This window comes from Synechocystis sp. LEGE 06083 (assembly GCF_015207725.1).
GTDB lineage: Bacteria > Cyanobacteriota > Cyanobacteriia > Cyanobacteriales > Microcystaceae > Synechocystis > Synechocystis salina.
This window is the reverse complement of record NZ_JADEWJ010000128.1, coordinates 1-10186: the sequence shown is the minus strand read 5'-3', so window position 1 is coordinate 10186 and position 10186 is coordinate 1. Positions and strand designations below refer to the sequence as shown.

Annotated in this window: 11 protein-coding genes; 7 read left to right on the top strand and 4 right to left on the bottom strand. The window is 50.5% G+C overall.

The features are described 5' to 3' along the window. The 3 genes from IQ219_RS11070 to uvrB all read right to left on the bottom strand — a co-directional run. A partial coding sequence (locus IQ219_RS11070) for a PIN domain nuclease (protein WP_194072629.1) occupies window positions 1-268 on the bottom strand: 268 nt, incomplete at its 3' end. Further along, a complete protein-coding gene (locus tag IQ219_RS11065; protein WP_194019233.1) occupies window positions 255-467 on the bottom strand; it encodes a type II toxin-antitoxin system VapB family antitoxin in 213 nt (70 codons plus the stop codon). The genes IQ219_RS11065 and IQ219_RS11070, both read right to left, overlap by 14 nt. 153 nt (window positions 468-620) lie before the next feature. Continuing rightward, complete coding sequence (gene uvrB, locus IQ219_RS11060; protein WP_194072628.1) at window positions 621-2630, bottom strand: excinuclease ABC subunit UvrB; 2010 nt, start codon at window positions 2628-2630, stop codon at window positions 621-623. A gap of 191 nt (window positions 2631-2821) precedes the next feature. Here uvrB and IQ219_RS11055 point away from each other — a divergent pair, with 191 nt between their 5' ends. Then, window positions 2822-3232, top strand: coding sequence for a hypothetical protein (locus tag IQ219_RS11055; protein WP_190598577.1), 411 nt, complete (start codon window positions 2822-2824; stop codon window positions 3230-3232). Window positions 3233-3395: 163 nt separating this feature from the next. Here the strand turns inward: IQ219_RS11055 and psbX are convergent, their stop codons facing one another. Continuing rightward, window positions 3396-3515 (bottom strand): photosystem II reaction center X protein, encoded by a 120-nt coding sequence (gene psbX / locus IQ219_RS11050; protein WP_190598576.1) that lies wholly within the window; start codon window positions 3513-3515, stop codon window positions 3396-3398. A 116-nt stretch (window positions 3516-3631) separates the two neighbouring features. Here psbX and purN point away from each other — a divergent pair, with 116 nt between their 5' ends. From purN to IQ219_RS11020, 6 genes are all read left to right on the top strand, one after another. Next, window positions 3632-4285, top strand: a complete 654-nt coding sequence (gene purN / locus IQ219_RS11045) for a phosphoribosylglycinamide formyltransferase (protein ID WP_194072627.1) — start codon at window positions 3632-3634, stop codon at window positions 4283-4285. After that, window positions 4282-5004, top strand: coding sequence for a PD-(D/E)XK nuclease family protein (locus IQ219_RS11040; protein WP_194072626.1), 723 nt, complete (start codon window positions 4282-4284; stop codon window positions 5002-5004). The genes purN and IQ219_RS11040 overlap by 4 nt, the downstream gene beginning before the upstream one ends. Window positions 5005-5014: 10 nt before the next feature. Next, window positions 5015-6514: an AAA family ATPase gene (locus IQ219_RS11035; RefSeq protein ID WP_194072625.1), complete on the top strand. Its 1500-nt coding sequence runs from the start codon at window positions 5015-5017 to the stop codon at window positions 6512-6514. 23 nt (window positions 6515-6537) lie between these two features. Further along, window positions 6538-7296 (top strand): class I SAM-dependent methyltransferase, encoded by a 759-nt coding sequence (locus tag IQ219_RS11030; RefSeq protein ID WP_194072624.1) that lies wholly within the window; start codon window positions 6538-6540, stop codon window positions 7294-7296. Between the two features lie 102 nt (window positions 7297-7398). Then, window positions 7399-7803, top strand: a complete 405-nt coding sequence (locus IQ219_RS11025; RefSeq protein WP_199309718.1) for a CAAD domain-containing protein — start codon at window positions 7399-7401, stop codon at window positions 7801-7803. A 195-nt stretch (window positions 7804-7998) separates the two neighbouring features. Continuing rightward, window positions 7999-10014, top strand: coding sequence for a DICT sensory domain-containing protein (locus IQ219_RS11020; RefSeq protein ID WP_194072623.1), 2016 nt, complete (start codon window positions 7999-8001; stop codon window positions 10012-10014). Window positions 10015-10186: the final 172 nt, after the last annotated feature.

The following is a 10186-nucleotide window of genomic DNA, read 5'->3' as shown; positions in this document are numbered from 1 at the left end:
CCGTTAGCCCCTGACGACGCAAATCATAGAAAATCCGCGCTGCTTTTTGCCAGGAACCATTTGTCAGTTCCACATAGTCCTGAGTTTCAAGATAGGTGGAAAGCAGCATCCACTCTTTTTCATTCAAACTCCCCTGCAGCATCTCAAGCTGAGTGAAACGTGCTAGAAAAACATCACGATCGTCAATTAATGTTTCGAGTTTTTGGCGGACTTGACCTGTACGGTCCCGAAAGACGCTGATCCAAACAGAAGTATCAATCAGCAGCATAGCGAGTGTCCCGCAGATCTTTGTGGTCGAAATCCTTAGCAAACTGAATTTGCCCTGCAAGGTCGAGCAGGTTTTTCTTACGGCGTGATCGCACAAATTCTTCTAGGGCAAGGTTAAGCAGTTCTTCCTTAGTCGAAAGATGAGTGAGTTGAAAAGCCTTGTTAAGGAGGGAGTCGTCGAGGTTAATAGTGATTTGCATAAGGTAATTAATCGTGCAACTCGTTTATTTCAAGGGAATCGCCAGTAAATTATAGCCGAATACTCATAGACCAATCATTGCTAAAAGGGAAAAAGATTTTTGGGATCGCTGTGTCCAAAGCATTGATGCCATCAAGGGTTGACCGGTAAAAATTTAGCTTTTGTGGCCCAAAAGGCGATCGCGCAAATGTTGGATGCGGTCTCGGTAGGTGGCGGCCACTTCAAATTCCTGTTTTTTAGCTGCTTCCTGCATTTTTTCTTCCAATTGTTGAATTAAATCGGGGATTTTTTCTAGGGGTAAATCCTGGGCCTGTTCATACACTTCTTCCAACTGCTGGCTATTTAAACGGCGGGAAATATCCAGGAATTGCAAAATAGCATTGTTGGCCCGCTTATTAATGGGTTGGGGGGTAATGCCATGCTTTTCATTATATTCTTGCTGAATTTTTCTCCTCCTTTCCGTTTCGGCGATCGCCTTTTGCATACTATCGGTGAAATTATCGGCATATAAAATCGCTTGCCCGCGAATGTGACGGGCCGCCCGGCCAATGGTTTGAATCAAAGATCGTTCTGCCCGCAAAAAGCCTTCCTTGTCCGCATCCATGATGGCTACCAGGGAAACTTCCGGCAAATCTAACCCTTCCCGCAGTAAATTTACCCCAATTAACACATCAAATTCTCCGTCCCGCAAACCTTGTAAGATTTCAATCCGTTGGATAGATTGAATCTCGGAATGGAGATATTGAACTTTGATACCCCGCTCGGAAAAGTATTCCGTTAAATCCTCCGCCATGCGTTTGGTTAAGGTGGTGATTAATACCCGTTCCTTCAGAGATACCCTGGTTTGAATTTCGCCATATAAATCATCCACTTGTCCGGTGGTGGGACGGACAAAAATTTCCGGATCGAGAACCCCAGTGGGACGAATTACCTGCTCAATTACCCTGGCTTCTGATTGTTCTATTTCCCAAACTCCTGGGGTAGCAGAAACAAACACGCATTGTTTAACTTTTTGCCAAAATTCCTCTGCTTTTAAGGGGCGATTATCTGCCGCACTGGGCAGACGAAAACCATGGTCGATTAAGACTTTTTTTCTGGCTTGATCCCCGTTATACATGCCCCGCAATTGGGGAATGGTCACATGGGATTCATCAATTACTAACAGCCAATCTTCGGGAAAATAGTCCACTAAGCATTCCGGTGGTTCCCCCGCCTGGCGATCGGCTAAATAACGGGAATAGTTTTCTACTCCGTTGCAATAGCCCACTTCCCGCAACATTTCCAGGTCATAGCGAGTGCGTTGACTAAGCCGTTGCGCTTCCACTAAAAGATTATTTTTTTCTAGAAAAGCTACCTGTTGCTCCATTTCCGTTTGAATTTGCTGACAGGCTTTTTCCAGTGTTTCTTCTGGGGTAACAAAGTGACGGGCAGGATAAATGCTAATGCGGTCTAAACTTTGCAAAATTTCGCCGCTGACGGGATCAATTAACCGTAGGGCTTCCACTTCATCACCAAAAAATTCAATGCGAATCACCCGGTCTTCATAGGCTGGCACAATTTCCAACACATCTCCTTTGAGGCGAAATCGTCCCCGCTGTAACTCCATATCGTTGCGGCTATATTGCACATTGACTAAGTCCCGAATCACTAACCGGGGGTCATATTCGGCCCCCACCTGGAGGGGAACGGCCGCCTTTAGATATTGACTAGGAATACCTAAACCGTAAATACAACTGATGGAGGCCACCACAATGACGTCCCGCCGTTCAAACAGGGAGCGGGTGGCCGAGTGGCGCAACATATCAATTTCATCGTTGATGGAGGCGGTTTTTTCAATGTAGGTGTCCGTGACGGGAATGTAGGCTTCCGGCTGGTAATAGTCGTAGTAACTAATAAAATATTCCACCGCATTTTCAGGAAAAAATTGCCGTAGTTCATTACATAACTGGGCTGCCAAGGTTTTATTGTGGGCCAATACTAATGTCGGTCTGCCCAATTCCGCAATCACCGAAGCCATGGTGAAGGTCTTCCCTGTGCCCGTTGCCCCCAGTAGGGTCTGGAACTTGTGTTGTTCCTGCAAAGAATCAAACAAACTGGCGATCGCCGTGGGTTGATCCCCGGTGGGACGAAAGGGTGCGTGGAGGGAAAACAGGTCAGAAGTCATAGCGGCAAAGGGGCTATAGTCTGGGATAATGGGGCTGATTAAAGATATCTATCTTGGCTGGCCATTCAGCGGTGTATCTTTGAAAACAAGCAGAGTAATGCTAACAAAACACGGTGGGTGGCCTGTCTGTCTCGCACACTGGTTTATTGTTGATCGATTAATCGAATATTTATATTAAGGAGATAAACAGCATGACTGAGGAACAGCAGGGGCCCAACACCACCCCCAGCGAAGAAACCACCAGCAAAGCCAGCACCACCAATCGGGGTCGTCGTCCCAGAGCCGGTTCCAGCAAGGATGAGTCCGCCCTGGTTAAACCCAAACATATCGGTGGTCTTGATCTACTGCCTACCCCCAAGGGCATGCCCACTAATCGCCCCATTGAAGCCAGCAAGATCCATGTGGTAAGTACCTACGGCTCCATGGGAGCCACCAGACCTGTGGGGGCCAGCACCATGGAAGTGAGCAGTACCATGACCGTTTCCGGTAACCGTCCCATTGCCCTGAGCCATCTCCACATCAGCGAAATCACCGCGGGCAATCGCCCGGTAGCTTCCAACGAGATTGATGATCCCAACACCCTGATGGGTTACCTAGATTAATTTTCCGGTGGGAATTTTTGCTTTGTTCCCTTGCCCTGAGCTTAAACCTAGGCGATCGCCACGGGTACAACGGACCAACATAAATCTACTAAAAATGAGCCTCCAGCTTCGGAAACTATGGCCGACTGGAGGTTTTCACTATCTAATTTCTCCCGGGAAGAACCTAGGAGCGGCTGATTTTGTCTTTTTGGCTGATGAAAATTAACCCAATGGTGGCGGGGATCAGTACAATGGCAGCACCCAACACCAGGCTCCAGAGAAAGTTTGCTAAAGAAGGGGTCATATCGCGTTAACCTCATTTTATAAAGACATCGCTCCCCATTCTATCGCCATCGGATGTCAAAGTTAGCCCGTTGAGGGCAGGATTGCTCTGGGGCCCAAGCCCCTGATTTTTAACCTATGTCGGCTATGTCAGATCTGTCGGATAACTTGAGTTTCATTTCTCCCCCCATTGCTTTAGAAGATATTCCCCAACCCCGCTGTTTATCCCTGGGGGTGATGGCCTCCGGCAGCGGCAGTAATTTTGAGGCGATCGCCAGGGCCATTAAGGAGGGGAATTTAAATGGGGAAGTGAAGCTGGTGATTTATAACAACCCCGATGCTGGCGTCAAACAACGGGCCATGGACCATGGAGTGCCCCACCGATTACTCAACCATCGGGACTACGCCAGTCGAGAAGCATTGGATCAAGACATTGTGGAGCATTTTCGCCAAGCAGGGGTGGAATTGGTCATCATGGCCGGTTGGATGCGGATTGTCACCCCAGTATTATTGGATGCTTTTAGTCGGCGGGTGTTGAATATTCACCCTAGTTTATTGCCCAGTTTTCGGGGCGTGCGGGCCGTGGAACAGGCCTTGGCAGCGGGGGTAAAAGTGAGTGGTTGTACAGTGCATTACGCCGAAGCAACGGTGGACAGTGGTCCCATTGTGGCCCAGGCCGTGGTGCCGATTTTGCCCCATGATACGGGGGAGACTCTCCATCAACGTATTCAAGTCCAAGAACATCGCCTCTTTCCCCTGGCGATCGCCCTTGCCGCCCAGCCCAGCCCATGACTGCTCCCTATTTTTCCCTCAGCCAAGGTCACCTGCAACTGTTGAGTATTTGCCCGCCCCAATTTCAACGGCGCTATTGGGAACAGTTGGGCAGTTTACTGGAACCCCAGCGCCAAGCCAAAACGGAATGGGGACAAAATTTCCACCAACTGGTTCAACAATGGACTTTGGGTTTACCCCTGGAAACTTTAGCGACCCCCAACCTCGACCCCCAGGAAGTGAATCTATTAGGTTCCCTGAAAAATTTAATTGCCACAGTGCCAGCACTCCACCTGCCCCCCAGCCAAAGGCAAGCGGAGCATCAACGAACCTTAGCCAGGGACGATGTCCTCTTGACAGTGGTCTATGACCTATTGGTGCTCACCCCCGATGGAGGGAAGATTTTTGATTGGAAAACCTATCCCCAACCTGCCAAACCGGAAAAGCTGCACCACCACTGGCAGACTAAGCTTTACCTGTACGTATTAGCGGCAACGAGCGCCTATCCCCCCGAACAATTATCCATGACCTATTGGTTTGTGCAATCCCCGGACAAAATCCAGCACTATACCATTGCCTACAACGAAGCTCAGCACCGGGCCACCGAACGGGAGTTGACCGATTTACTGCAGCAATTTCGCCAAGGATTAGCGGCTTGGCACCGACACCGTACCCCCCTGCCCCACCGCCATAATTGCAACCGTTGTCCTTACCACGAACAGTTTTTTCCACCAGACTAGTTATTTGCCCATGACTTTTAGTGAAGAATTTGAATTGTTACTGCGGGCCTGTTACCCTCTGCTCTACATTCCCACCCAGGAAGAAGAACGACTGGAAATGGCGATCGCCACCAGTGCGGAGAAGTTGGGCAATCGCTCGGTTTACTATTGGGACTTTGTGGAGGGCTACCAGGGCAATCCCAATGGGGCCAATGTGGGGCGCCGCAATCCCCTGCAAGCCTTAGAATTTATCGAAAAATTACCCGGTAGTAGCAACGGTATTTTTGTTCTACGGGACTTTAATCGTTTTCTAGACGACGTTTCCATTTCCCGCAAATTAAGGAATCTAGCCCGTCGTCTCAAAGCTGAAGCCAAAAATCTTGTCATTGTTGCGCCCCAGATCTATATCCCCAACGAGTTGGCGGAAATTATCACGGTGGTGGACTTTCCCCTGCCCAACGGCCTTGAAATTCAAGGAGAAATCGAACGATTACTCAGTGGTTTGGGCCAGACCCTAGAGCCAGCCTTACGGGATGAGTGGAGCCGAGCAGCCCAGGGTTTATCCATGGAAAGAATCCGGCGGGTGTTGGCCCGTTGCCTCGCGGACCATGGCCAGTTAGGAGCAGACGATGTGGAATTGATGTTGGAGGAAAAACGTCAATCCATCCGCCAAACCCAAATCCTTGACTTTTATCCTGCTAGTGAACGCATCAGCGACATTGGGGGCCTGGATAATCTCAAGGATTGGTTGCTCCGGCGGGGGGGAGCCTTCAGTGAGCAGGCCCGGCGTTACGGTTTGCCCTATCCCCGGGGTTTACTGTTGGCCGGCATCCAAGGCACTGGTAAATCCCTTACTGCTAAGGCGATCGCCCACCATTGGCATCTACCCCTCTTGAGGTTGGATGTGGGGCGATTGTTTGGCGGCTTGGTCGGGGAATCGGAAGCCCGCACCCGGCAGATGATCAACCTTGCTGAAGCTTTGGCCCCCTGTGTGTTTTGGATTGACGAAATTGATAAAGCCTTTGGGGGCATGGACAGTAGGGGGGATGGAGGCACCACCAGCAGGGTGTTTGGGGCGTTTATCACCTGGCTAGCGGAAAAAACTTCCCCGGTCTTTGTGGTGGCCACCGCTAATAATGTCCAGAGTCTGCCGCCGGAACTGTTGCGGAAGGGCCGCTTTGACGAAATTTTCTTTGTGGGACTGCCCAATAAAACGGAAAGGGAGGCCATTTTCGCCGTCCATCTGCACCGTCTGCGCCCCCATAAAATGAGCGATTACGACATTCCCCGCCTGGCCTACGAAACTCCAGATTTTTCCGGCGCAGAAATTGAGCAAATTTTGGTGGAAGCTATGCACATCGGCTTTAGCCAGAATCGGGAATTCTCCACCGATGACATTCTTTCTGCCGCTAGCCAGGTGGTCCCCCTAGCTCGCACCGCCAAGGAACAAATCCAATTTTTGCAGGAGTGGGCCGCCGCCGGTAAAGCTCGTTTAGCCTCCAGGGACAGCGGTTTTCCCGCCATTGGCTGACCGTTTACCTCGTTTTCTTCCCCATGGCCAACTCCCCCAGACCCACTGAACAAACCAAACAATTTTTTCAGCAATGGCAAACTTATCAGCAGTTGATTGAGCACAATTACATGGCCCATCGACAAATTCACCAGGCGGTGGGGGCCTTGATTAAGCAACAGCTCGATCGCCCGTTTGATTTGTTAGACCTTGGCTGTGGAGATGCCCAGGCGATCGCCAAAACCTTGACGGGTAGTGAAATTAATTCCTACACGGGGGTGGATTTATCCCCCAATGCCCTGGCCCTCGCCCAGCAAAATTTGGCTACTTTTCCCCGCGTGGAGCTCAGGGAGACGGATTTTTTGACCTATTTAAACCAAGCAAACCCAACCGCCCCAGCTAGCTTTGACCTCATCCACGCCGGTTTTTCCTTGCACCATCTGCTGTTAAAGGAAAAAGAACAATTTTTTGCCCATTGTTTTTCCCTACTGCGCCCCGGGGGATATCTGCTTATCTATGACGTTTTCCGTCAGCCCCACCAAGACCGACAGCAATATCTCCAAGCCTATTTAGACCGGGCCCAAAGCCAATGGCTCGCCCTTGCCCCTGATCAAATCCAGGCGATCGCCGGCCATATAAAGGAGTGCGATTTTCCTGAATTGGTGGCTACCATGGCGGAAATTAGTCAAAAAGTAGGATTTATGCCGCACCAGGTCCTCTTTACTGAGCCTAGGGGTTTCCACCACTGCTTTGCCTTTCCCATTGGTCAAAGTGGAAAAGCCCTGGCCCAAGACGGGGTGTAAAAAGCAATTTTCCGATAATATGGGCAGAAGCTAAACAGTGTCCCAATATGGGGGGCTGTGGGCCGTAAACATTCAATCCGAATAATAAAGGACTGGTTGAAGATGGAAGAACAAAAGACAGCAACTGCTGGGGTTAAAACCGACGTAGGACCAATCACTACTCCCAATCCCAAAAATTCCCCAATCACCGACCAGGCTTGGCAGGAATGGCTACAACCGGTGTGGGAAGTGCTGGGTAAAATTCCTGAAATGACCGGGGAGTTTTTCGAGGACAACAAACAACCCCTCATTTCCCTGGGCATAATCCTGTTGGGCATTATCAGCGTCAAAATCTTGATTGCTGTGCTCGATGCCATTAATGATATTCCTTTATTGGCACCAACTTTACAGTTGATCGGCATGGGCTACACCGCTTGGTTTATCTGGCGTTACCTTTGGAAAGCCGAAAAACGCCAAGAGTTGGCTTCCGAGTTTGGTGCATTAAAGGAGCAAATTTTTGGCGGTTAGTGTCTCCAGACCACCCCAGCTTCTTTTTCCTGCCCCTGTCCTCCGGGTTTAATGTTCGGGGGATTTTTTCTGCCCTGGGTCAAAACCAACCCATCCTGACCCACCGGGGTGGGACAGTTTACGCCTCATTGCCTCGGTGGCTGGTATTCTAGGAGTTAGTTTCCCGCCATTCTTCCTCCCTTTTTTTCAGGAGCGATGAGCAACTCCCTGTCTGTCCTCACAGAGCTATTGCAGTCCTTACCGAGTCTGCGGGCCCAAACCTATTTCAAGTCTTCCCTTACGGCCCTGTCCCACGCCATGGAAGATCAGGTATTAGCGGAAAGTACAGCGGGCAATCCCCTGATTATTGCGGCTTTTCAGCGGGAAAGGTTTTATCGTCAAGAAGCCCATCGCTATCGCCGTATTGCCGATAAGAGCAACCAGGTTTATGTACTCTCCGCCCCGGAGACAGAGTTTAAGCACAGCTCCGGCATTTATGAAACCATTGCCTTTACGCCGGAAGATAGCCTCGCCCAGGAATGGCATTTAGTGGTCATTGGTGATCGTTATGCCAGTTGCTTAATTTGTCGAGAACGGCCCACCCAGGATAAATGGGACAGTACCCGCCGTTTTGAGGGGATTTGGACCTTTGATCGCCAGGTGAGCCGGGTGGCGGCCGAACTGTTGTTAAAACGGATTTTGGCCTACCGTCCAGAGTTACAAGCCAAAATTGAGGAAGCTACCCAAACCTGGCTCCAGCCTTCCTGCACTGTCCCCCCCCGGGGCATTGATGATAACCCCGATCCCTTTGTGCAACGGCTAATTACCTATCTCCAGGCCGGACAGTACAAACTAATTAAGGCCAATCGCAATTTACAGGACAAAGAAGAGCGGGAAAGACTGCTTAACTCGATCACAACGGCGGTGCGACGTTCCCTCGATCCAGAGGAAATTATGCAAGTGGCAGTGGAAAAACTGGGGCAAGGCCTGGGCATTTGTCGCTGTGTAATTTACCGCTGTAGCGCTGATGATGCGGTGGCGACCATTAGCCATGAATTCCTCAGTAGCGGTGTTGGCTCCATCAAGGGTTATCCCTGGCCCCTCAAGGATAATCCCCTGTTTCAGCAGGTGGTGGCCCTCAAGGAGGCGATCGCCATTGACAACATTGACCGAGATCCAAGGTTAGGGGAAGCGGGACCCTCCACAGGAGAAGTGAAAACCCTGGTGAAAAGCTGTGCTATCCTTTCTTGGATGTTAGTGCCGATTTTTTATCGGGAAAGGCTGCTGGGCATGATGGAATTCCACCACTGCGGCCCAGCCCCCACAGAATGGGAGAACGATGCCCTCACCCTAGTGGAAGGGGTGGCCACCCAGATCGGAGTAGCACTGATCCAAGCGGAATCCTATGCCAACCTCCAGGAATTGAATGAGCAATTGGCAGCCCTAGACCGCACCCGTTCTAACCTGGTGGCCATTACAGGGCACGAACTGCGGACTCCCCTTTCCACCATCCAAGTGTGTTTAGAAAGCCTGGCCACGGAACCGGATATGCCCCAGGAGTTACGGCAGGTGATGTTAAACACCGCCCTGGAAGATGCGGAGAGGATGCGTAAACTGGTGCAGGATTTCCTCACATTGTCCCAGCTAGAAAGTGGCCGGGTGGAATGGAACGCAGAGCCGATTTCCCTGGAGGAATGCGTGGAACTTTCCTTGAGCCATATCCGGGCCCACAATCGTGGCCAAGAGGTGCCCGCCATTATTAATCAGGTGAACGGAGAAACCCCCATGGTGGAGGCAGACGGGGAATGGTTAGTGGAATTGTTGACCAAACTTTTGGATAACGCCATCAAATTTACCCCCAGCAATGGTAAGATTTCCATCGCCGTTGATCGCCCGAATCCGTCCCAATTGGAAGTTACCATCACCGATACAGGGCGGGGCATTGAGCCCAACCGCCTGGAAACCGTATTTGATCGTTTTTATCAAGAAGAAGGAGCTTTACGCCGCAGTCGGGGGGGCACCGGCATTGGCCTAGCCATCTGTCGACAAATTGTCAGCGGTTGGGGGGGGGAAATTTGGGCCGCTTCCGATGGTAAAAACCATGGCACCCAGTTCCATTTCACCGTCCCCATTGTTTTGCCAGAGAGCCCTGGCCCCACCGTGGAGGAAATTGTGGCCAAAAAGCGAAAAGCTGTGGCCCCTAGGGCATCTTCCCGGGGCAAAAGAAAATAAGATTTTTTCTTAAATCACCTGACTCAATTAATTCAATATAAAAAATAACCGCACTGCCTATTCGCTATCTGCCAACGATAGTGCCGGTCTCAGTCCCAACATGGAGTTTAAAACTTTTTTCGATGCTTTTCCCCTGGGTCTTTTCGTCGTCAATGCCAAGGGTTGACCAGCT

What these genes read in the sequence shown, in the direction of transcription:
- psbX (WP_190598576.1), bottom strand. Translation starts at nt 3,515, where the DNA reads ATGACCCCTTCTTTAGCAAACTTTCTCTGGAGCCTGGTGTTGGGTGCT.
- IQ219_RS11055 (WP_190598577.1), top strand. Translation starts at nt 2,822, where the DNA reads ATGACTGAGGAACAGCAGGGGCCCAACACCACCCCCAGCGAAGAAACC.
- IQ219_RS11025 (WP_199309718.1), top strand. Translation starts at nt 7,399, where the DNA reads ATGGAAGAACAAAAGACAGCAACTGCTGGGGTTAAAACCGACGTAGGA.
- IQ219_RS11020 (WP_194072623.1), top strand. Translation starts at nt 7,999, where the DNA reads ATGAGCAACTCCCTGTCTGTCCTCACAGAGCTATTGCAGTCCTTACCG.
- IQ219_RS11040 (WP_194072626.1), top strand. Translation starts at nt 4,282, where the DNA reads ATGACTGCTCCCTATTTTTCCCTCAGCCAAGGTCACCTGCAACTGTTG.
- IQ219_RS11035 (WP_194072625.1), top strand. Translation starts at nt 5,015, where the DNA reads ATGACTTTTAGTGAAGAATTTGAATTGTTACTGCGGGCCTGTTACCCT.
- purN (WP_194072627.1), top strand. Translation starts at nt 3,632, where the DNA reads ATGTCGGCTATGTCAGATCTGTCGGATAACTTGAGTTTCATTTCTCCC.
- uvrB (WP_194072628.1), bottom strand. Translation starts at nt 2,630, where the DNA reads ATGACTTCTGACCTGTTTTCCCTCCACGCACCCTTTCGTCCCACCGGG.
- IQ219_RS11030 (WP_194072624.1), top strand. Translation starts at nt 6,538, where the DNA reads ATGGCCAACTCCCCCAGACCCACTGAACAAACCAAACAATTTTTTCAG.
- IQ219_RS11065 (WP_194019233.1), bottom strand. Translation starts at nt 467, where the DNA reads ATGCAAATCACTATTAACCTCGACGACTCCCTCCTTAACAAGGCTTTT.